Raw genomic sequence first — 21,522 nt, forward strand, 5'->3', positions numbered from 1 at the left:
CAGAAGTCAGGTCGTCAATGCCCGGTCATTGACGCCTGACTTCGTCTATCGTAGCTTCCAGACATGGCCGAAAGTGTCGTAATCATGGACGAGTCGGGCGAGCCGAACCCGTACCTGCTCGGCGTCTACGCACCGGTCCAGGACGAGATCACCGCCGACGAGCTGACGGTGATCGGGCGGATCCCCGCGGACCTCAACGGCGTCTACCTGCGCAACGGGCCCAACGCGCGGTTCCCGATGAAGGGGCGCTACCACTGGTTCGACGGCGATGGCATGGTCCACGCCGTGCACTTCGAGAACGGCCGGGCCCGCTACCGCAACCGATGGGTGCGCACCCGGGCCTTCGAGGCCGAGTCCGCGGCCGGCCGGTCGCTGTGGACCGGCGTCATGGAGAGCCCCAAGGCGAACCCGTTCGGCAACGCCCGCGGCCTGCCCTTCAAGGACACGGCCAACACCGATCTGATCTTCCACCGGGGCCGGGTGCTGGCCTCGTGGTACCTGTGCGGCTCGCCGTACGGGCTGGACCCGCTCTCGCTGGAGACGCTGGGCGCCGACACCTTCCTCGACACGCTCAACGGCGACATGATGGCGCACCCCAAGGTGGACGAGCGCACCGGCGAGCTGTTCTGGTTCGACTACGGGCCCCGCCCGCCGTACCTGCGCTACGGCGTCGTCGGAGCCGGGGGCCGCGTGGAGCACCGCGTGGAGCTGGACCTGCCGGGGGCGCGGCTGCCGCACGACATGGCGATCACGCGGAACCACGCGATCCTCATGGACCTGCCGCTCTACCAGGATCTCGACGCCGCGCGGCAGGGCCGCTACAAGCTGACCTTCGACCGCGAGCTGCCCTCGCGCTTCGGCGTGATCCCGCGGCGCGGCCAGGCGCACGAGATCCGCTGGTTCGAGGCCAAGCCCTGCTACATCTACCACGTCGTCAACGCCTGGGAGGAGGGCGACGAGATCACCCTGGACGTCTGCCGGGTCGCCCGCCCCTCGCCGTCGGGGAACGGCTCGCCGCTGGCGCGGATGATCTCCTACCTGAAGCTCGACGCGCGGATGTACCGCTACCGCTTCGACCTGCGCACCGGGACCACGTCGGAGGGGTACGTGGACCCCGACCACAACACCGAGTTCCCCTCGATCGACGCGCGCGCCACCGGATACCCCACGCGCTACGCCTACAACGTCTCCGTGGCCGACGCCGAGACCAACCTCTTCGACGGCCTGGTTCGCTACGACAACGTCACCGGCGCCAAGGAGACCTACTTCTACGGCCCCGGCGTCTACGGCAGCGAGGCCCCCTTCGCCCCGCGCGACGGCTCGACCGGCGAGGACGACGGCTACCTGGTCAGCTTCGTCACCGACGAGCGCGAGGGCCGCTCCGAGGTGCGGATCCTGCACGCGGCCCGGATCTCCGAAGGCCCGATCGCCCGGGTGCTGCTGCCGCGGCGGGTGCCGCTCGGCTTCCACGCCACCTGGGTGCGCGCGGAGCAACTGCGGTGAACGTCTACGTCTACGAGTGCGTCCGCACCCCGCGCGGCAAGGCCAGGCCCGGCGGCGGACTGTCCGGCGTCACGCCGCTGGCCATGCTGGAAGGGCTGCTGGCCGCCCTCACCGAGCGGACCGGGATCGGCTCGGCCGACGACCTGATCGTCGGCTGCGCCACCCAGACCGCCGAACAGGGCGGCAACCTGGCCCGCACCGCCGCCCTCACCTCCGGCTTCGACGCGCCCGGCATTACCGTCAACCGCTACTGCACCTCGGGCATCGACGCCGTGCGCACCGCCGCCGCGCTGGTCGCCTCCGGCGCGAGCGGCGCGGTCGTGGCGGGTGGGGTGGAGTCGGTGTCGCGGGTGCCGATGTTCTCCGACCGCGGGCCGCTGTGGTCCCTGCCGGTCGGCTCGCTCCACATGGGCGTGGCCGCCGACGTGGTCGCCACCCTCGAGGGCTTCGAGCGCGACGAGCTCGACCGGTACGGCCTGCGCACCCAGACGCTCGCCGCCGAGGCGTGGGCGGCCGGCCGCTACGACCGCTCCCTCGTGCGCCTCAACGATCTGGACCGCGACGAGCACGTACGCCCCGGCCTGACGATCGAGTCCTACACCGCGATGGCGCCCGCCTTCGCCGGCACGCCCGAGCAGGACGCGGTCGTGCTCAAGCACCGGCCCGAGCTCGGCGAAATCCGCCACCTGCACACCCGGGGCACCTCGCCCAGCCTCTGCGACGCCGCCGGCCTGGTGCTCGTCGGCACCGGCCTGGACCTGATTCCCCTTGCCCGGATCGCCGGCACCGCCACCGCCGTCGCCGACCCGGTCACCATGCTCACGGCCGGCCAGCTCGCGGTGGAGCGGGTCCTGGCCGGCGCCGGGCTGTCCACCGAGGATGTCGAGGTCTTCGAGTTCGCCGAGGCGTTCGCCGCGCTCTGCCTGAAGTTCCAGCGCGACCTCGGCGTCGGGGACGACCGGTTCAACGTCAACGGCGGCACCATCGCCATGGGCCACGCCTTCGGCGCCACCGGCGCCCTCCTCGTCGCGGCCTGCGTCGACGAGCTCCACCGGCGGGGCGCCCGGTACGGCGTCGCCGCCGTCAGCGGCGCCGCGGGCTCCGGATCGGCCGTCCTCCTGGAGCGCGTGTGAACCCCTCGTTGAGCGTGTCGCTCGGGTTGTGGCAGGACCGGCCCGCCGAGGAGGCCCTGGTGACCGCCCGGGCCGCCGACGAGCTGGGCTATCCGTCGCTGTGGATCGGCGAGATGGCCACGTACGACGCCTTCGCCCTGGCCACCGCCATCGGGCTGGCGACCGCGCGGATCCGGCTCACCGTCGGGCCGCTGGCGGTGGGCGTACGCGATCCGATGATGATCGCCATGGGGGCGGCCTCGGTCGCCGGCCTGACCGGGCGGCAGGTGGACGTCGCGGTGGGCACGTCGAGCCCGCTCGTCGTGGAGGGGTGGCACGGACGCTCGCGCGCCCGGCCCGCGACCGCGTTGCGGGAGGCCGTCGAGGCCCTCCGGCCGCTGCTGGACGGGGAGCGGTCCGCCGGCGGCTACCGGCTGCGGCTGCCCGCCCCGCGCTCGCGGCTGACCGTCGCCGCCTTCGGGCCGTCGGCCGTCCGGACCGCAGCCCTGGCCGACCGCATGGTGCTCAACCTGATCACGCCCGCCTCGGCCGGGCGGCTGGCCGCGCAGGCGCGCGCCGCCGACCCGGACGTCCGCGTGGCCGCCTGGGCCACCGCCGCCGTGGACCCCGGCCGCGAGGCCGTCGACCGCATCCGCCGCGCCGTCGTCGGCTATCTGGCCGCGCCCGGGTACGGAGAGATGTTCGCCGAGGCCGGCTTTGCGGATGTCGTCGCGTTCGCGCGTACCCGGCCCCATCCCAGGGAGCTGTTCGAGGCCGTGCCGGATGAACTGGTCGCCTCGGTCGCGCTGCTCGGGGACGCGGACGCGATCCGCGCTCGGCTGTCCGCCTACGCCGCGGCCGGGGTCGACGAGGTCGCCCTGGTGCCGGTGAGCACGGACCGCGACCCCGGGGGCACGGCCACGCTGAAGGCGCTGAGCGGCTGAAGCGGTAGGTTGGCGATCCGTGGGCACCCGCCGGGGCCGGCCCCGGATCGGTCAGGTGACCGCGCGGGTGGCGGCCGGGGTCATGCTCGTGGTTTACGGCACCGGCTGGCTGGCCTTCCTCGTGGACGTGGCCATCGACCGGAGCTGTGTCTCCAGGTGGGGCGGGCTGCAAGGAGTCGTGTTCTTCCTGGGGCGGGTCCGTGGCGGCCACGCCGGCCGCGCTGTGCGTGCTGGCCGCCGTGCGGCGACCCCGCCACCGCCTGAAGGCCCTGCCGCGGGCCCGCCGGCTCGGGCGGACGGCGGCGGGCGGGGTCGTAGGGCTGGGACAAGGTGATCGAGGTGGGTTATCAGAGCCCCGGCGGGGACCTCCTGCTCGGGGACCCGATGGACTCGCCCGAACTGCCCGACCTGGCCATCGCGGGCAAGGGCCACTACCGCGTACGGGTGCACTACCGCGTACGGGTTCCCTACCGCGAACCCGGCACCCTTCAGCACCTGCTGATCATGGTCTACCCCGGGCGCGGCGACCAGGTCACCGTCCTGAACGGGGCGCGCGGATGACGTACAACCCACGGTTGTCCATCGCGCGTGTCGGTTGTTTGTTTCCCGGGCGCTTCCGGGTGTTTGATCGCCTCCGGCAAAAGGGGGCGGAATGGCAGAAGACGCCGGGCTGGGGCGGGATTTCGGGTGGTTGTGGCGGGCCTTCGCGGTCAGCAGCCTGGGGACGATGCTGGCGCTGGACGCGATCCCGCTGATCGCCATCCTCGCCCTCGACGTCAGCGCGACCCAGGTGTCCTGGATCGCGGCGGCCGGCGGGGCGGCGGGCGCCCTGCTCGCGGTCCCGCTGGGGCCCTGGGTCGAGTTCCAGGCCAAGCGGCCGCTGATGATCCGTGCCGACCTGCTGCGGTTCCTCGTCCTGCTGACCGTGCCTGTCGCCTACGGCCTGGGGGTGCTGAGCTACGTACAGCTGCTGGTGGTGGCCGTGGTGGTCGCCGCGGCCGACATCGTCTTCGTCGGGGCCAGCGGCGCGCATCTGAGAGCCCTCGTCCCCGACCGGCACCTGACGCGGGCCAACGGCCGGTTCGAGACCGTCAGGTGGATCTCGACGGCGGTCGGCCCGCCGGCGGGCGGCGCGCTCGTCGGGATGCTGGGGCCCGTCGTGACGACCGTCCTGAACGCCACCAGCTACCTGCTGTCCGCGCTGGGCCTGCGCGCGATCTCCGCGCCCGAGCCGGCGCCGCCCGTGCGCGGCGCGGGCGCGTCGCGGCTGGCCGAGGTCGTCGAGGGCTGGCGCGTCATCGCCACGGACTGCGTGCTGCGCCGGCTGTTCGCCAACACCGCGCTCGTCTCCGCGCTCATCATGGCGACCGCGCCGCTGCTGACGTACCTGATGCTGAACGACCTGGGCTTCACGCCCCTGCAGTACGGGCTCGGCTTCGGCATTCCCTGCCTGGGCGGCCTGGCGGGCTCCCGGTTGTCCGCGCCGCTGGTCCGGCGCTTCGGGCAGCGCCGGATCCTGCTCGGCTTCGGCGTGGCCAGGGCCCTGTGGCTCGTCGGCCTCGCCTTCGTGGGGCCCGGCACGGGCGGGCTCCTCGTCGTGATCGCGGTAGAGCTAGGGATGATCTTCTGTATGGGCGTCTTCAACCCGGTCTACGTCACGTACCGGTTGCGCAGCGCCCCGAACGACGCGCTGGCCCGCGTCCTCACCGCCTGGGCCATCAGCGGGCGCGCGGTCACCGCCGCCGCCACGGCCCTGTGGGGCGGACTGGCCTGGTTGACGAGCGCCCGCACCGCGATCGCGGTGGCCGGGATCCTGCTGATCGCCACGGGCGCCCTCCTGCCCTGGCGGGAGCGCGCGTTGGCCGGCCACCCCTGAATACGGAGAGTATTCGCAAGCGACCCGGTATCCGTATATCCGCAGATCAGCCATCATGTTGCTGAGGGGGTCCACGGGTGAGCGTCACTCGTGGTGATACGGGGAGGTCGGAATGAGATGGCGAAACGGCTGTTTCCACGCTCGATCCGGGCGCGGCTGACCACGGTCGCGACCTTGGCGGCGGCGGTCGTCTTCACCATCACGGCCGCGATCACGCTCGCCACCGCGCCCCCCAATCTGCGCGGGGCCGTGCAGACCAGACTGGAGCTGGCCGTGCGCCGAGTGGCGAGCGAGCTGGAGTCGGGAGAGTTCCACACGGTGCTTCAGACGCCGTCGCGCGTCCAGCTCCTCCAGGTGGTCTCGGCCCGCGGCAACGTGATCGCGACCAGTCCCGGGGCGAGCAACATCCCGACCCTGATGAGGTTCCGGGCGGACCAGCCCGAAAAGATCTACACGACCGAGCTCACGCTGTCCCGCCATCTCGCCGAGCCCGAGGCCCACTACCTGGTCATGGCCTTGAAGGTGAGCTCGCCGATCGGCGTCACCACGGTGTACGGGGCGGCCTCGCTGACCGACGTGGACAAGGCCATCAAATGGGTACAAGTCCTGATGTTCCTCGGCATCCCGCTCATCCTGCTGAGCGTCTCCGGCGTCGCGTGGGCCGTGGTCGGGGCCGCCCTGCGCCCGGTCGAGCGCGTACGGGCCGAGCTGGCCGAGATCACCGGCCAGGACCTCAGCAGGCGCGTGCCCGTGCCCGACACCGGCGACGAGATCACCGACCTCGCCACCACCACCAATCACACGCTCGACCGCCTCGAACGCACGGTCGAGACCCAGCGCCGCTTCGTCGCCGACGCCTCCCACGAGCTCCGCAGCCCCATCTCCGCCCTGCGCGCCCAGCTGGAGCTGGCCAACACCTACCCCGACGAGACGGACTGGCAGGCCACCGGCGAACAGGCGCTGGCCGCCGCCGACCGCCTGACCGGCATCATCGACGAACTGCTGATGCTGGCCCGGCTGGACGCCGGCGCGGTCGGCGAACGCCGCGTGGTGGACCTGGCCCGGCTGGCGGAGGACCAGGTCGACCGCCGCCGGAGCGGCCGGGTGCCGATCGTCGCCGACCTGTGCGCCTCGGCCCCGGTCTACGGCTCGCCCATGCAGCTCGACCGCCTCCTGACCAACCTCCTCGACAACGCCACCCGGCACGCCGCCACCCGGATCGACCTGGAAGTGGCCGTGGAAGGCGGCAAGGTGATCGTCACCGTGACCGACGACGGCGACGGCATCCCGCCGCAGGACCGGGAACGCGTCTTCGAACGCTTCACCCGCCTGGCTCCCGCCAGGGCCAAGGACAAGGGCGGCAGCGGCCTCGGCCTGGCCCTCTCACGCGACATCGCCGTGGCCCACGACGGCACCCTCACCCTCGCCGACCACTCACCCGGCGCCCGCTTCGTCGCCGTCTTCCCGGTGCCCGAGCACCTCTGACAGCCTGTTCGGAACTTTTCGGAACACGGCGCATTCCTGCGCGCACTCAGCCCGGCTGGTAGTCGCGCATGTAGCGGGAGACCTTCTCGGTGTAGTCGCGCCACCGTTCAGGGATGCCGCCCGCCCGCTTCAGCGGGTCGACGCCGCTGCGGTAGAGGGCGGCGAGCTTCAGCGCCGGCTCGCCGGGCAGGTCCGCGACCCTGGGGCCCAGCGTGCACAGGAACCGCCCCATCGACAGGATCGACAGCTCCGGGCTGAACGGCGGCGTGGGCTTCGGGCTCTGCAGGCCGCCCGGCTGCCAGAACCACAGCACCGACGGGGTCCACCTGGAGATGCCGTACTCGTCCTTCACCGGATCGGACAGGCCGGGGTCGTAGCCGGACTCCGCCTTGAGCATCGCGGCGATCAGGGCCGGGCTGAGGCCGGGCTCCTTGCAGTACGTGCCTGCCTGCACGATCAGACCGCGGTATTGGCCGGGGATGTCGGAGTCGTTCCGCAGCCACTGGCTGGTCGAGCCGCTCGCGGGCGGCGGGCTCGCCGTCGCGCGGGTGCCGCCGGGTGGTTCGGGGGTCTGGGGGATGTTGACGACCACGGCGGTGACGGCCGCCGCTGCCACGACGGCCGCCGCGCCCCCGGCGATCGCCCTGCGCCGGCCCTTTTCGGGCCGCCGCACCTGCGCTTCCCCGCCCGAAGGAGGTTCCCCGCTCGAAGGCGCTTCCCCGTCCGACGGGGCTTCCTCGCTCGACGGCCGTTCCCCGCCTGGCGGTGGTACGGCGGTGGACGGCGACAGGGCCGCGGCGTAGGCGGCGGCGTCCGGCCAGCGCGCCTCCCTGTCGGGATCCAGGGCGCGCATCACGGCGGCGTCGATCGCCTCCGGCACCTCGGGACGCAGCGCGCTCGGCGGCACCCGCTGCTCCGGCTTGGCGGGCACCCTGCCGATGAGCATGTGGTAGGTCAGCGCGCCCAGGCCGTGGACGTCGGCGCGGGCGTCCGGCGCGCCGTCGAAGTAGAGCTGCTCGGGGGCCTGGTAACCGGGCGAGCCCGCGGGCAGCGTCAGCCCGCTCAGGTGGTCGGTGGACCGCGCGATGCCGAGGTCGGCCACCATCACCCGCTCACCGCCCTCGGGCCGCGAGCAGAACAGCACGTTCGACGGCTTCAGGTCGCGGTGGACGACCCCGATGCTGTGCAGCACGGCCACGCCCTGGCAGATGTCGCGCATCAGGCCGAGCGCCTCCTCGACGGCGAGCGCGCCGCCGGACAGGCGGTCCTCCAGCGTGCCGCGGTCGGCGTAGGTCATCACGAAGTACGGCCGGCCGTCGTCGAGCTCGCCCAGGTCGAAGACCTGCACGAGCAGGTGGGAGTCGGCCCTGCGCAGCAGCCGCGCCTCCTGGAGGAAACGCCCGCGCACGTCGTCCTGGCGGGCCCAGTTGTCGGCGAGGATCTTGACCGCCACCGGCGAGCGCAACTCGTCGTCTTGGGCCAGATAGACGGAGGCGAACCCCCCGACACCGATGAGCTGCTCGATCCGGTAGCGACCTGCTTGGGACGGAGCCGTCATTCAGCTCATCATCGTCGATCATCGTGGATCCGTCCACGCGCCCTGGTAGCTACCAGGTTACGGAAACGGCCGTTCGCCCCGCAGGATCGACGCGGATACCGACATCGGGAGGGAAAGCATGATGAGTATCCGACGGGCCGCGCTCGCCGCGGCCTTCGGGCTGGCGGTCGCGGGGGTCGCCGGCCCGGCTGTGGGGACGGCCGCGGGGGCCGCCGCGGGCGACGCCAGCCCGTGCGGGAAGCCGTACCGGCACGGAAACCACACGGTTCAGACGTGCCCCGACTGGTCGCCGAGCGGGAGCATCCCGGTCTACGAGTCGCCGGCGAAGGGCAAGATCGTCGGTTACATCGATCCGGCGGGGGACGACTGGTACCTGTGCGAGAAGGTCGGGGCGAGCTACACGCTGGGCTCGTACCGGAACTACTGGTGGGCGGCCACGATGGCCGACAACGACAGGTGGGGGTACGTCAGCGAGGTCTACTTCCGCGGGGGCGGCAACGACGAGTCCGACGGCGGCCTGCGGGAGTGCGGGCGCCCTGGTGGCAAGCCGTTGCCCGTATGACCTGGACACCTTCACCGGCACGCGAGTAGGGTCCCGCGGATGCACAGCACCATCTTGATCCAGATGGCGGCGGCGCCGACCGACGACCGGCCGTACTCGCTGGAGCTCGCGCCCGGGGAGCAGGCGCTCTTCGGGCGCGGGGCTCCCGGCTCTCCCGTGGACCTCCGGCTGGACGACGCCGCGGTCTCCCGGCGCGCCGGCGAGATCGTCGCGGTGGGGGACTACTGGCTGCTGTCCAACCTCTGCACGTCGAAGACGTACGTCGTGGAGAACCCGGAAGGGGGCGGGGAGTTCGTCAAGGTGCCGCCGGGGCGGATGGGGGCGCCGATCCCGTTCGAGTTCTCCAGGGTGAGCCTGCCCGCGGTCGACGGCACGGTCTCCTTCCTGGTGTTCGCGCCGCAGCACGTACACGTGCCGCCGAACCGCGCCGACGGGGGAGCGGCCACGCAGGTCGCCTACCCGCTCGACCAGAACGCCAAGTACTTCCGCATCCTGGTGGCGCTGTGCGAGCCGCGCCTGCGCGACCCCTCGACCTCGCGCATACCGACGATCCCCGAGATCGCCGAGCGGCTCCCCGACCTGGAGCTGAGCCGTACCGCCATCGGCTTCCACATCGGCTACCTGGCCGAGAAGAAGCTGCACGTGAAAAGCCCGCAGGGCGGTGAGGGCAAGGCCGACTGGCAGCGCCACGCGCTGGTGTCGCTGGCGCTGAGGTTCGACCTCGTGACCAGCGAGCACCTGGCCCTGCTGCCGGTGCCCGGCCGCTGAGGGTCAGCCCGGCCGGAACGCCCTGACGGCAAGGACGGACGGGACGGGGCGCTCCTGCGGCTCGTACACGCGCCCGATGGCCAGCCCGGCGTCGACGAAGGCGTTCATCAGGTCGGACAGCGGCACGTGGCTCATCCCGACCCGGTCCCGCACCCCGCCCTTGCGCCACCACGGCGAGCGCTTGTGCCACCCCTTGATCCGGTACGTGGGGTGGATGATCACCGCGCCGTCCTCGCGGGATTCGATGTGGGGGCCGTTGAAGCACGGGTGGACCCCGTAGAACAGCAGCAGGCCGCCCGGGCGCAGGACCCTGGCCGCCTCCCGCAGCAGCCCGGCGAAGTCCGGGATGTCGGTCGAGACCCAGATCGCGGTGACGGTGCCGAACGTGCCCGTGGCGAACGGCAGGGCCGTGGCGTCGCCCTGGAGGAGGGACGCGGGGTCCCGGCGGCGGGCCAGGCGCAGCTGGTCGGCGGAGCGGTCGAGGCCGACGACGGTCCGGCCGGTGGAGCGGATGGCGTCGAGATAGAGGCCGGTCCCGCAGCCGACGTCCAGGCACGGTCCCTCGCCCGGGCCGAGGAGGTCGACGATGTCGTGCGTGGTGACGTGGGCGCTGGAGCCGATGTACTCGTCGTACCACTCGGCCTGGCCGTCATAACGCGCGGTCATGATCTAGTCATACCTGCCGTGGCGGGAGATCGGCGGATCCTTGCAGGGGGCGTCAAGGAAAATTACTCGCCAAAGCTATACAAATCGGACTTAAGGCCATAATCTCGACATGCCCCAGCCCGGGGAGCTGGCTGGGGCACCAAAACTTCACGGCGCCCGGCCACGCGCTCACCCTGGTGGCTCGGCGCCGAGGGCCGCGTACGTGCGGAAAGCATGACCGACGGCGTCTCCAAACGGCGCCCCCATCGGACTGGTCGCGCCTGGGACGCCGTGCGGAGATGGGAGAGCGTGGGAATTGTCGGTGGGATCCGACATGGTGGTGCCATGACCGACGCGCCCCCCACCACCGTTCTGGCCGACGACACGGCCTACGCCGAAGCCGTCCAGCTGGCCGTTGACTCCGCCGCGGCCTATTATGCCGACGGCACCTCCACGCTCGACGACGACGCCTACGACCGCCTGGTCCGCGGCATCCAGGCGTACGAGGAGGCCCATCCCGAGGCGGTGCTGCCGTCCTCGCCGACCGGCAAGGTGGCCGGCGGGGCCGTGGTGGGCGACGTGCCGCACACGGTGCCCATGCTCAGCCTGGACAACGTGTTCGGCGCCGAGCAGCTCGCCGACTGGGCGGCCTCGCTGGAGCGCCGGCTGGGCCGTCCGGTGGCGGCGTGGAGCGTGGAGCCCAAGCTCGACGGTCTGGCGATCTCGGCCCGCTACCGGCACGGCCGCCTGGCCCAGCTGGTCACGCGCGGCGACGGCACCGCCGGCGAGGACGTCTCGCATGCCATCGGCACCATCGTCGGGCTGCCCGACCGGCTGGCCGACGCGGTCACGGTGGAGCTGCGCGGCGAGGTCATGATGACCGCCTCCCAGTTCGAGGAGGCCTGCGCCAAGCGGCAGGCGCACGACGGCACCACGTTCGCCAACCCGCGCAGCGCCGCCGCGGGCACGCTGCGCGCGCAGGACCGGCCGTACGTGTGCGAGCTGACCTTCTTCGGCTACGGCGTGCTGCCGCCGCCCGACGACCACTCCGAGCTGGCCGTACGGCTGCGCGAGCTGCCGCACAGCCAGATCATGGACTGGGTCGCCGCGCAGGGTGTGCAGACCACCGCCGCCACGCCGGTCGCCGGGATCGTGGCCGACAGCCTTGAGCGCGTGCAGGAGCGGGTGGGCGAGATCGCCGCGGTCCGCGCCGAGTTGCCGTTCGGCATCGACGGCATCGTGATCAAGTGCGACCTCGCCGCCGACCAGGCCGAGGCCGGGTTCAGCTCCCGCGCCCCCCGCTGGGCCATCGCCTACAAACTGCCCGCCACCGAGAAGATCACCAAACTGCTCGCCGTGGAGTGGAACACCGGCCGCACCGGCGTCATCGCCCCGCGCGCCGTGCTTGAGCCGGTCGAGCTGGACGGCAGCATCGTCACCTACGCCACCCTGCACAACGTCGCCGACATCACCCGGCGCGGGCTCATGCTGGGCGACAGCGTGACCGTCTACAAGGCGGGCGACGTGATCCCCAGGGTCGAGGCGCCGGTCGTCCACCTGCGCACCGGTGACGAGCAGCCGATCGAGATCCCGCAGGCCTGCCCGTCGTGCGGCGATGCCATCGACAGCTCGCAGGAGCGCTGGCGGTGCGTGCGCGGCCGCGGCTGCCGCGCGATCGCCTCCATCATCTACGCCGTGGGCCGCGACCAGCTCGACATCGAGGGGCTGGCCGAAAACCGCATCAAGCAGATGCTCGACGCCGGCCTCATCGCCGACTTCGCCGACCTGTTCTTCCTGACCCGCGAGCAACTGCTCGGCCTGGAGCGCATGGGCGAGACCAGCACCGACAACCTGCTGGCCGCCATCGAGCAGGCCAGGACGAGGCCGCTCAGCAGGGTGTTCGCGGCACTCGGCGTGCGCGGCACCGGCCGCTCCATGAGCCGCCGCATCGCCCGCCACTTCGCCACGATGGACACCATCCGCACCGCCGACGCCGAGGCGATCCAGCAGGTGGACGGCATCGGCTCGGAGAAGGCGCCGGTGGTGGTGGCCGAGCTGATCGAGCTCGCGCCGCTCATCGACAAGCTCGTCCAGGCCGGGGTCAACATGACCGAGCCCGGCGCCACGCCGCCCGCCGAAGGGGAGAAGCCCGAGACGGGGCTGCCGCTGGCGTCGATGTCGGTGGTGGTCACCGGCTCGATGACCGGGCCGCTGGCGGCGCTGTCGCGCAACGAGGTCAACGAGCTGATCGAGCGGGCGGGCGGCAAGGCGTCCTCCAGCGTGTCCGCCAAGACGTCGCTGCTGGTGGCGGGGGAGAAGGCGGGCTCCAAGCGGGCCAAAGCGGAGGCGCTCGGCGTGCCGATCGTCACCCCTGACGACTTTGCCGCCCAAGTCGCCGCCTATCTGTAGCGCTTCAGAAGCGGCCACCTTTTCCTCAGTCCTTTTGTGGCGACAATCAGCCGAATCGGTGGTCCGCCGCGAAGGGCTGAGGCCCGGGTCTGGGGGCGGCAGGCCTGCTGGTCAATGGGACGATCAGATCACCATCGTGATCATCGACTCTGCGTCGTACGCGAGCCGCGACGTCGTGGGTGCGCTCATGTCGGCCGCGCCTACAGCCGAGTGATCGCTCACCGCCAGCCTCCAGTGCGGCCAGGCGATGTTCCTCCAGCGCGTCCTGGATAGCTGGCATGCGCCGGTCCTGGGTGGCGCGCAGCTTGTCACGGCGCCGGTGAGGACGCGGGCGGCGCGGGCGGTGTCGCCTGTCCGGCTTGGGTTGAGGGTGACGTGCTGGAGGGCACGCCAACCCTCTTTCAGCTCCGCCGCGGTGCGCTCGCCGAACGCTCGGCCGTGTCTGATCAGCGCGTTTCGCATGCGGGTGTCGACGTGGAGGGCCTGCCCGGAGCGGCCGCGGGGACGTGGATGCCGGCGCCGATGTAGCGCTTGTCCGCGAGGGTGGGAAGGCCCTTGGCGGCCACGTGCATCATCCCGGACGCCTGGCAGTGCGTCAGGACCTCGTGCAGCGCAGGTGCCTTCGGTCGGTGAGGACGTCGACGCCCTCGCGCAGGTAGCGGTAGCCGGTGGGCCGGGAGATGTCGGCGTCGCGGGCCAGGCGGTGGACGCAGCCGTGCTCCCGGAATCAGCGCAGCACCGGTACGGTTCCAGCGCCCGAGACCCATGACGATGCCGGTGGCGTAGTTGATGAGGTGGAGCTGGCCCCAGAAGCGCGTCATGCGCTCCCGTACGGCCGCTTTGGCGGGATCTCGGGTGAACGCAGCCCTGGGTGCGTGATCGCCACGACAGGGACCAGGCCCATCTGCCGGTGGTGGCCGCGAATTGGAGTCCGGCCAGATCCGCAGCGCTCATGGTGCGGCCTTCCGCAAGGCATATCCCCCGCATCCAGCTCGCCGCCACGCATTGAGCTCAATCGAGGAGCGTTCGACGCGGAAGAGCTTGCCGTGTCGTTCAGCAGGGGCCGCTGCGGTCGAACAGAGGTGCGCCCGGTTCGCTCTCCAGTCCGGCGGCGGAACGGCTGGGCGATGCGATGGGTCTCGTGGCCCAGCTGAGGTGCTCCAGTCGCGCCATCACACTTCAGCTCCATCATGTCGCCCAGTACATAACATCATAGCAATATTAATCTTAGACAAGATAACTCCAGAGCCATAGCGTCGGAGGTGTGAGAAGCCAAGATTCCACCGCAAAGGGAAGGGCTGGGGTAGCGATGCCTACGCAACGCGAGGTTGACGAAGCCAAGATCCGCCAGCTGGTCGACAAGATCGTCGAAGGGCTCCAAGGCAAGGATCTCGAGGGCCTGAAGCGGCTTTACGCAACGGACATCGTGTCCTTCGACGTCGAGCCGCCGCTCCAGCATGTGGGGATCGAGGCGAAGCTCAAGAACTGGGCGCCCGTGTTCACGTTCTTCGAGCGTGTGAATTATGAGGTTCGCGACCTGACGCTCACCGTGGGCGATGAGGTGGCGTTCGGGCACGCCTTCGCTCGTCTCAGCGGCACGCTGAAGAACGGGACGGCGACGAGCGGTATGTGGGTCAGGGTCACGTACTGCCTCCAGAAGATCGACGGCACGTGGTTGATCGTGCACGACCAGGTCTCGGTGCCGCTCGACATCGCCAGCGGCAAGGGAGTCGTCGACCTCGAGCCCTGACCCACCACCCCACCCCGCCTGCGCCGCGTCGCCGCGGCACCACATCCATGGAGGAAGCCATGCCCCCCGTCCCCGCGACCGTCGAGATCCCGGGCTATCTGGTCGGCACCTGGAAAGCCGACCCGGTGCACTCCGAGATCGGCTTCACTGTCCGTCATCTCATGATCAGCAAGACGCGTGGCCGGTTCACCAGCTACGACGTCACGATCGTCACGAGCGAGGACCTGCCGGGCTCGTCGGTGACCGCGACGATCGACCTCGCGTCCATCGACACCGGCCACGAAATACGTGACAACCACCTTCGCACCGCCGACTACCTCGAGATCGACAAGTACCCGACGATGAGCTACCGCTCGACCGGCATCCGCGAGACCCGCGACGGTTGGGTCATCGACGGTGAGCTGACGTTGCACGGCGTCACGCGGCAGGTACCGCTGGCCGTCGAGGTGAACGGGTTCGGCTCGGACCAGTGGGGTGCACAGCGGGCCGGCTTTTCGGCGACCGCGGAGATCAACCGGCGCGACTTCGGCATTGACATCAGTACCCCGATGGAGGCCGGTGGCGTCGTGGTCGGCGACAAGGTGTCGATCAGCCTCGAGATCCAGGCCGTTCTCCAGAAGTGACCCGACCCGGACGGGCGCCCGCAAGGCCCAGTCCCGATTCCGCGGTTTGACCGAGCGGGATCGGGACACCGCCACTCTGGTCCAGCGCCTCGTCGAGCTCAGGAGGATTGCCATGAGCGCCGATCCCGGCATCGTCATCGTCGGAGCGAGCCTGGCCGGCGCGACGGCCGCTCAGGCCCTGCGGCTCGACCACGGCTACGACGGGCCTATCACCCTGGTCGGCGACGAACCCCACCTGCCGTACGAGCGCCCTGCCCTGTCCAAGGGCTACCTCCTGGGCACCACCGGGCCCGGCGACCTCGACGTCCTGAAGCCGCGGTTCTACGCCGACCAGGACGTCACTCTGGCACTCGGCGCCCCCGCCACCGCCCTCGACCTGGACGCCCGGCGGGTACGGCTGGCCGACGGCACCGAGTTCCCCTTCGCCCGGGTGCTGATCGCCACCGGCGCCCGCCCGCGCCGCCTCCAGGTGCCGGGCGCCGATCTCGACGGCGTCCGCTACCTGCGCAACCGCGACGACAGCGAACACCTGGCCACGGCCCTGCGCGCGGCCGGCAATGTCGTCGTCATCGGCGCCGGCTGGCTCGGCTCCGAACTCGCGGCCGCCAGTCGTACTTTCGGCAACCACACCACCGTCATCGACCCCCTGCCCACACCGCTCTACCACGTGCTGGGCGACCAGATCGGCGGCCTCATCGCCCGCCGCCACCACGACCACGGCGTGAACCTGCTCCTCGGCGACGGCGTCGAGGCCATCCTCGGCACGCGCTCGGTCGAAGCCGTCCAGACCATCACCGGACGGACGATCCCCGCCGACCTCGTCCTCGTCGGCGTCGGCGCGACCCCCAACACCGAACTCGCCCGGGCAGCGGGACTGCACGTCGACGGCGGCATCCTCACCGACGAGCACCTGCGCACCTCGCACCCGGCCGCCGTGGCCGCCGGCGACGTCGCCCGCCACCAGCACCCGCACTACCTGAATCCCGTACGGATCGAACACTGGGACAACGCCGTGATCCACGGCACCGCCGCCGCGGCCACCCTGGTCGGCAAGCCTCCGACCATCGACCACGTCCCCTACTTCTTCTCCACCCAGTACGGTTCCACCCTCGAATACCTCGGACTCCCCACCGCCTGGGACCGCACCATCACCCGCGGCGAGCACGCCACTCAGGGGTTCACCGTCTTCTGGCTGAACCGCCGCATCCCCGTGGCCGCCCTGACCATCGACAACTGGGGCGCCGCCGATCACCTGCGCACCCTCATCGCCACAGCGCACCCCGCCGACCCGCAACAACTCGCCGACCCCGGCACGCCCTTGCCGGACCTGCTGCCGAACGCGCCGAGCCGTACCTCGTGAGACCCTTCCGTACGGCAGGCCAAGGAGGCCGAACCCAGGCCAGGGCAGCGTGAGCACCCTCACCCGCCCCGGCCGGCAGACGCTTGAGGCAGGGCGCGGGAGGCAGGTCGATCATGCGCCACCCGCATGACGGTCACCACGGAAGTTTCCAACCTCATCCTCGTTGAGGCTGGGAGACGACGGTGCGCTGCAACGTCCGTGAGAAGCCCCGCGGACGGACATCCGCGGCCACGACCTCCGCCGGTGTCCGATGTGAGACGATCATGAAGCGCGTCCTCAGCGCTTCTCCTGTGGTTCGCCGGTGATCCAGTTCCAGTTGGCGATCGTGGTACGCATCAGGCGGGCGGCGGTGGACAGGTGGCTGCCGGCGCCCCAGTACAGGGTGACCGCGCGTCGGCAGTCAGGGTTGTCGACGGGGACCCAGGCGGCGGGGACCCGCGTGGGGCTGCTCCGGGCGAAGGCGGGGACGAGACCGATGCCGAGCCCCGCGCTGATCAGGGCCGCGATGGCGCTGGGCTCGTCGACCTCGCAGACGATCTTCGGGGTCTGGTCTCGTGCGGCGAAGAGCCGGTCCAGGAGGCGGCGTTGCCAGTGCCCTTTGCGGGCGCTGACGAAGGGCTGGCCGGTGAGCTCGTCGAAGCTCACCGACGTACGGCTCGCCAGCGGATGGTCGAGCGGCGTGGCCAGACCGACCGCCTCATCGAGCAGTTGGACCGCTTCCAGGCCCTCGGCGGCGATCGGCTGGGAGGCGACGCACAGGTCGACGTCCTGGGCCCGCAGGTGACGGCCCATCTCGTCGGCCGCCATCCAGCGGAGTTCGACCTCGATGGTCGGGTGAGCTCGTTTGAAGGCCGCCAGCGGCCCGGTGAGCGTGAGGAAGGTCTCCGACGCGAGCCGTACGGTGCCCACACCCTCGCTGACGGCCTCGGCGACGGCTCGCCGCCCCGCGTCCAGCTCACCCAGGGAGCGTTCGACATAATCGCGGAAGAGCTTGCCCGCGGCATTCAGCCGCAGCCGGCCGCTCCGGTCGAACAGCGGTGTGCGCAGCTCGCTCTCCAGCCGGGCGATGGTACGGCTCAGCGACGGCTGGGCGACGCGAAGCTCCTCGGCCGCGCCGCTGAGGTGTTCCAGCCGCGCCACCACCAGGAACTGCCTGAGCGAGTTCAACTCCATCGCGCCTCCAGATGTATAGCACTACGGCGATATCAATCTTAGTGAAGATAACTCGTGGGCCATAGTGTCTGGATCTGTTCGCACATCGAGCCTGAACCGTTCGCCGAACCGCGCGAGCCGTACCTCGTGAGCGTCGTGGGAGAACTGCGATCACCGTTCAGCTCATCACCGACGCCCAGGACGGCGCCGAACCCACCGTGCACCACGTCGGCGCCTGCGGCCGCGCCCGACTGGTCGGCCACGCCTATGAATCCGGCCGCGTCACCCCCGACTGACCCGTCTCCGGGGAGGGCGTTTCTCCCATCCGGAGGGCGTTGGTGGTGGTGCGCAGGGCGGTGATGAAGGCGGTCGTGGCGGGCGGGTCGGGTGGTTCGCCGAACGTGGCGAGGTAGATGCGGCGCCGGAACTCGGTCAGTTCGCTGGCGACGACCCCGTCCGCGTGGTGGGAGCGCAGTGCGAGGCCGGGCATGGTGGTGACCCCGAGCCCGGCGGCGACGAACGCCTGCTCGACGACGATGTCGTCGCTGCGGTAGGTGATGCGCGGGCTGAACCCGGCGGCTTCGCAGAACTGGAGCAGCTCACCACGGCAGTTCTCGCAGCCCGCGATCCACGCGGAGTCCCGGTGGTCGGCGAGCGTCTGGCCAGGGTGCCGGCTGAGCAGGTACATCGGGTCGTCGAGGAGATAGGAGTAGCGGATGCCGTCCTCCGGCACGGCGTCGTCGTAGCGGTGCACGATCGCCAGGTCGGCCGACCCGTCGCGCAGCCGCCGCTGCGCCACCGTGGGATGGGCGTCGTCCAGGTGCAGCTCGATGTTCGGGTACGACCGGGACAGCGCCATGGCCGCGGGCGGGACCAGGACGCTCAAGGCCGAGCTGAAGGCCGTGAGGCGGACCCGGCCGGTCTGCAGCCCGAGTTGGGCGGCCAGTTCGGCGCCGGCCGCGTCGACCCGGCCGACGATCTCCGCCGCGCGGCGGGCGAGCAGCTCGCCTTCGGGCGTGAGCCGGATGCCGCGCCCGACGCGCTGGATCAGCTTGGCTCCGGTCGCCGCCTCCAGCCGGGCCAGATGGTGGCTGATCGAGGGCTGGGAGTAGTGCAACGTCTTGGCCGCCTCGGTCACCGAGCCGTGGGCGGCGACCGCCGCCAGGACGCGAAGCCGGACGATGTCGAGCATTCATCAAGCTTATCGATGGATTTTCGCTAAAGGTGGCATTAGACGCATGAGCCCTCTGGGGTGCAGGCTCGTGGTGAGCCGAGATGGGCTGGATGACCGGGTTCACCACAACGGCCGAGCCTGTGCCGGCCGCCGGATGCTGTACGCACCGACGGCGGACGAGAGTAAGGGAATCCACAACGATGCGTACGTACCGGGAACTGTTTCGAACGCCCGAGTTCACCCCGCTGTTCGCGGCCTCGTGCGCGCAGGTCGCCTCGACCACGCTGAACGGGCTGGCGCTCGCCACGCTGGTGTATGCCCGCACGGACTCCCCGCTGCTGGCCGCGTTGAGCATGTTCGGGCCGTCGTTCGCCGAATTGGTCGGTGCGACCACGCTGCTGTCGGTGGCCGACCGGGTGCGACCGCGTGCGGCGCTGACGCTGACCGCGCTGGCCGGTGGCCTGGGCAGCTTGGCGCTGGCCATGCCGGGCATGCCGCTGTGGGCGATGTTCGCGGTGATCTTGGCACTGGGCCTGGTCGGCTCGATCGGCGGCGGTGTCCGGTACGGCCTGCTCAACGAGATCGTGCCGCCGAACGGGTACGTGCTCGGCCGCTCGGCGCTCAACATCTCGGTCGGCGCGATGCAGATCGCCGGCTTCGCGCTCGGCGGCATCCTGCTCGCGGTGGTGTCGCCGCGTGCGACGCTGGCCATCAGCGCGGCGCTGGCCTTCGTCGCGGCTCTGGTGCTGCGGTGGGGACTCAGCGCCCGGCCGGCGCGGGCGTCCGGCCGCCCGTCCGTCGCGGTCACCTGGCGGGTCAACCGGCACCTGCTGTCCACGCCGGCCCGCCGGGCCGTCTACCTGGCGATGTGGGTGCCCAACGGCCTGGTGGTGGGCTGCGAAGCGCTGTTCGTGCCCTACGCGCCGCGGTCCGCCGCCGCGCTGTTCGTCGCGGCGGCGCTGGGCATGCTGTTCGGCGATCTGGCCGCCGGGCGGTTCCTGTCGCCACAGGGGCGGCGGCGGTACGTCACTCCGCTGCGATTCTTGCTCGCGCTGCCGTACCTGCTGTTCGCGCTGCCGCTCAGCACGCCGGTCGCGGCAGGCGTCGTCGCGGTGGCGTCGATCGGCTTCGCCTCCACGCTGCTGCTGCAGGAACGGCTGATCGCGCTGATCGGCGAGGACGTCCGCGGCCAGGCGCTGGGCCTGCACGTCACCGGCATGAAGGCGATGCAGGCGGCCGGCGCCACGCTGGCCGGGCTGGTCGCGCAGTACCTGCCCGTGGGTGCGGCGATGGCCGTGATGGCGGTGGCGTCGCTCGCGGTCACCGCGATGCTCAACCCGGGCCTGCGCCTGTCGAACGGGACCCCGCTGCCGAGACCACAACCGACCACCGCGCAAGCAGTGGCCGAACGCCCCTGAACCGACGCAGAGAAACAACAATGAGAGGAATCACCGTGCGACCGAATGAGATCACCGAGGTTCTGAACCGGCCGCTCAGCCAGGAGCTGCTTGCCCGTGACGTGGCCCGCCTGGCCTACGTCGCCAAGGACGGCACACCCCGCAATATCCCGATCATCTTCGCCTGGAACGGCTCGGAGATCGTCATGTGCACTCCGAAGAACGCTCCGAAGCTCCAGGCCTTGAGCGAGAACCCGATGGTCGCCCTGACCATCGACACCGAGGTGCACCCGCCCAAGATCTTGCTCGTCCGCGGCCGGGCCGAGCTGGACTTCGTCGATGGCATCCCGGACGAGTACCTCCAGACGACCAGCACCTACGAGATGACGCCCGAGCAGCGGGTCGTGTGGGAGGCGGAGGTGCGTTCGCTCTACCACGACGGCATGGTCCGGATCGTCGTGACCCCGACGTGGGCGAAGCTGATCGACTTCGAGACGACTCTGCCGAGCGCGGTCGAGGAGCTGATCCGGCAGCGGGAGGAGCGTCAGGGCGACTGAGCGCCGCCCGATCGCCCGCGTGGGCTGGATCGCCCGCTCCTCAACGCGGTGCGCGGAAAGGCCCGCTCCTGACGCGCGGTCTCCGATGCGGCCTCGTCCAGAAAGAAGAACCGCTCCAGTTCCTCCGGCGTCAGATCCGTCACGAAACCCCTGGGTTCTCCTGGTCCGAAAGCCTTGAAACGGGCGGGTCGCCATCCGGCTACTGTTGCTTCGCATGACGCACACCGAGATCGAGATCAGCGCGGAGTTGGTGCGGGATCTGCTGCGTGACCAGCACCCCGACCTGGCCGATCGCCCGGTGCGGCTCGGCGCGCGGGGCTGGGCCAACCAGCTGTGGCGGCTCGGCGACGACCTCGCCGTCCGGTTGCCCTGGGTGGGGGAGTCCGCGGACGCGCTGTTGCTCAAGGAGTACACCTGGCTGCCTTCCCTGGCCCCGCGCCTTCCGCTGCCGGTTCCCGTCCCGCAGCACCTCGGCGAGCCCTCCGCCCGGTTTCCGCGCCCCTGGATCGTCACCACCTGGGTGCCGGGCGAGCCCGCCGACCGCGCCCCCGTCCAAGGCCAGGTAGTTAAGGCTTTTGGGCCGCTGGCAAGGGCACTGAGGGATTTGGCTGGGCGGTGTAGATGCCTGGCCCGATCTTGCGGATGAG

General features: G+C 71.0%; 20 protein-coding genes. 15 read left to right on the forward strand and 5 right to left on the reverse strand.

All coding sequences use genetic code 11. The annotated features are described in order from the left end of the window. Positions 1-63 precede the first annotated feature (63 nt). From ACIBI9_RS46820 to ACIBI9_RS46845, 6 genes are all read left to right on the forward strand, one after another. Positions 64-1,503, forward strand: coding sequence for a carotenoid oxygenase family protein (locus ACIBI9_RS46820; RefSeq protein ID WP_397232824.1), 1,440 nt, complete (start codon positions 64-66; stop codon positions 1,501-1,503). Then, the gene (locus ACIBI9_RS46825) at positions 1,500-2,636 is read left to right on the forward strand and encodes an acetyl-CoA C-acyltransferase (RefSeq protein WP_397232826.1); all 1,137 of its coding nucleotides are present in this window, start codon (positions 1,500-1,502) and stop codon (positions 2,634-2,636) included. Before ACIBI9_RS46820 ends, ACIBI9_RS46825 begins: the two co-directional genes overlap by 4 nt. Then, positions 2,633-3,559, forward strand: a complete 927-nt coding sequence (locus tag ACIBI9_RS46830) for an LLM class F420-dependent oxidoreductase (RefSeq protein WP_397232828.1) — start codon at positions 2,633-2,635, stop codon at positions 3,557-3,559. The genes ACIBI9_RS46825 and ACIBI9_RS46830 overlap by 4 nt, the downstream gene beginning before the upstream one ends. Before the next feature lie 339 nt (positions 3,560-3,898). Continuing rightward, positions 3,899-4,120, forward strand: coding sequence for a hypothetical protein (locus ACIBI9_RS46835; RefSeq protein ID WP_397232830.1), 222 nt, complete (start codon positions 3,899-3,901; stop codon positions 4,118-4,120). 91 nt (positions 4,121-4,211) lie between these two features. Continuing rightward, on the forward strand, positions 4,212-5,435 hold the full coding sequence (locus ACIBI9_RS46840; RefSeq protein WP_397232832.1) for an MFS transporter: 1,224 nt from the start codon (positions 4,212-4,214) through the stop codon (positions 5,433-5,435). A gap of 117 nt (positions 5,436-5,552) precedes the next feature. After that, positions 5,553-6,920, forward strand: coding sequence for a sensor histidine kinase (locus ACIBI9_RS46845; protein WP_397232834.1), 1,368 nt, complete (start codon positions 5,553-5,555; stop codon positions 6,918-6,920). A gap of 46 nt (positions 6,921-6,966) precedes the next feature. Here the strand turns inward: ACIBI9_RS46845 and ACIBI9_RS46850 are convergent, their stop codons facing one another. Next, a complete protein-coding gene (locus tag ACIBI9_RS46850; protein ID WP_397232836.1) occupies positions 6,967-8,478 on the reverse strand; it encodes a protein kinase in 1,512 nt (503 codons plus the stop codon). 118 nt (positions 8,479-8,596) lie between these two features. Between ACIBI9_RS46850 and ACIBI9_RS46855 the strand changes: the two genes are divergently transcribed. Both ACIBI9_RS46855 and ACIBI9_RS46860 read left to right on the forward strand, forming a co-directional pair. Beyond that, the gene (locus ACIBI9_RS46855; RefSeq protein WP_397232838.1) at positions 8,597-9,040 is read left to right on the forward strand and encodes a hypothetical protein; all 444 of its coding nucleotides are present in this window, start codon (positions 8,597-8,599) and stop codon (positions 9,038-9,040) included. 39 nt (positions 9,041-9,079) lie between these two features. Beyond that, on the forward strand, positions 9,080-9,808 hold the full coding sequence (locus ACIBI9_RS46860) for a winged helix-turn-helix domain-containing protein (protein WP_397232840.1): 729 nt from the start codon (positions 9,080-9,082) through the stop codon (positions 9,806-9,808). A 3-nt stretch (positions 9,809-9,811) separates the two neighbouring features. On the opposite strand, the gene ACIBI9_RS46865 is transcribed toward ACIBI9_RS46860, so the two are convergent. After that, positions 9,812-10,474, reverse strand: coding sequence for a methyltransferase domain-containing protein (locus ACIBI9_RS46865; protein WP_397232842.1), 663 nt, complete (start codon positions 10,472-10,474; stop codon positions 9,812-9,814). A 324-nt stretch (positions 10,475-10,798) separates the two neighbouring features. On the opposite strand from ACIBI9_RS46865, the gene ligA reads away from it, so the two are divergent. Then, on the forward strand, positions 10,799-12,862 hold the full coding sequence (gene ligA / locus ACIBI9_RS46870) for an NAD-dependent DNA ligase LigA (RefSeq protein WP_397232844.1): 2,064 nt from the start codon (positions 10,799-10,801) through the stop codon (positions 12,860-12,862). 123 nt (positions 12,863-12,985) lie between these two features. Here ligA and ACIBI9_RS46875 read toward each other — a convergent pair whose 3' ends face one another. Continuing rightward, positions 12,986-13,324 (reverse strand): hypothetical protein, encoded by a 339-nt coding sequence (locus ACIBI9_RS46875; RefSeq protein ID WP_397232846.1) that lies wholly within the window; start codon positions 13,322-13,324, stop codon positions 12,986-12,988. Positions 13,325-14,171: 847 nt separating this feature from the next. On the opposite strand from ACIBI9_RS46875, the gene ACIBI9_RS46880 reads away from it, so the two are divergent. The 3 genes from ACIBI9_RS46880 to ACIBI9_RS46890 all read left to right on the forward strand — a co-directional run bounded on the left by ACIBI9_RS46880 (position 14,172) and on the right by ACIBI9_RS46890 (position 16,595). Beyond that, positions 14,172-14,612: a YybH family protein gene (locus tag ACIBI9_RS46880; RefSeq protein WP_397232848.1), complete on the forward strand. Its 441-nt coding sequence runs from the start codon at positions 14,172-14,174 to the stop codon at positions 14,610-14,612. 59 nt (positions 14,613-14,671) lie between these two features. Continuing rightward, complete coding sequence (locus ACIBI9_RS46885) at positions 14,672-15,235, forward strand: YceI family protein (protein WP_397232850.1); 564 nt, start codon at positions 14,672-14,674, stop codon at positions 15,233-15,235. A 112-nt stretch (positions 15,236-15,347) separates the two neighbouring features. Further along, positions 15,348-16,595: an NAD(P)/FAD-dependent oxidoreductase gene (locus ACIBI9_RS46890; protein WP_397232852.1), complete on the forward strand. Its 1,248-nt coding sequence runs from the start codon at positions 15,348-15,350 to the stop codon at positions 16,593-16,595. A 276-nt stretch (positions 16,596-16,871) separates the two neighbouring features. Here the strand turns inward: ACIBI9_RS46890 and ACIBI9_RS46895 are convergent, their stop codons facing one another. Both ACIBI9_RS46895 and ACIBI9_RS46900 read right to left on the reverse strand, forming a co-directional pair. Beyond that, on the reverse strand, positions 16,872-17,768 hold the full coding sequence (locus ACIBI9_RS46895) for a LysR family transcriptional regulator (RefSeq protein WP_397232854.1): 897 nt from the start codon (positions 17,766-17,768) through the stop codon (positions 16,872-16,874). A gap of 244 nt (positions 17,769-18,012) precedes the next feature. After that, entirely contained in the window at positions 18,013-18,939 is a 927-nt protein-coding gene (locus tag ACIBI9_RS46900) for a LysR family transcriptional regulator (protein WP_397232856.1), read from the reverse strand. 182 nt (positions 18,940-19,121) lie between these two features. Here ACIBI9_RS46900 and ACIBI9_RS46905 point away from each other — a divergent pair, with 182 nt between their 5' ends. The 3 genes from ACIBI9_RS46905 to ACIBI9_RS46915 all read left to right on the forward strand — a co-directional run bounded on the left by ACIBI9_RS46905 (position 19,122) and on the right by ACIBI9_RS46915 (position 21,521). Further along, positions 19,122-20,339, forward strand: a complete 1,218-nt coding sequence (locus tag ACIBI9_RS46905) for an MFS transporter (RefSeq protein WP_397232858.1) — start codon at positions 19,122-19,124, stop codon at positions 20,337-20,339. 35 nt (positions 20,340-20,374) lie between these two features. After that, the gene (locus tag ACIBI9_RS46910) at positions 20,375-20,875 is read left to right on the forward strand and encodes a pyridoxamine 5'-phosphate oxidase family protein (protein ID WP_397232860.1); all 501 of its coding nucleotides are present in this window, start codon (positions 20,375-20,377) and stop codon (positions 20,873-20,875) included. A 214-nt stretch (positions 20,876-21,089) separates the two neighbouring features. Continuing rightward, the gene (locus ACIBI9_RS46915) at positions 21,090-21,521 is read left to right on the forward strand and encodes a phosphotransferase (protein WP_397232862.1); all 432 of its coding nucleotides are present in this window, start codon (positions 21,090-21,092) and stop codon (positions 21,519-21,521) included. Position 21,522 lies beyond the last annotated feature (1 nt).

It is taken from the genome of Nonomuraea sp. NPDC050451 (genome assembly GCF_044458585.1).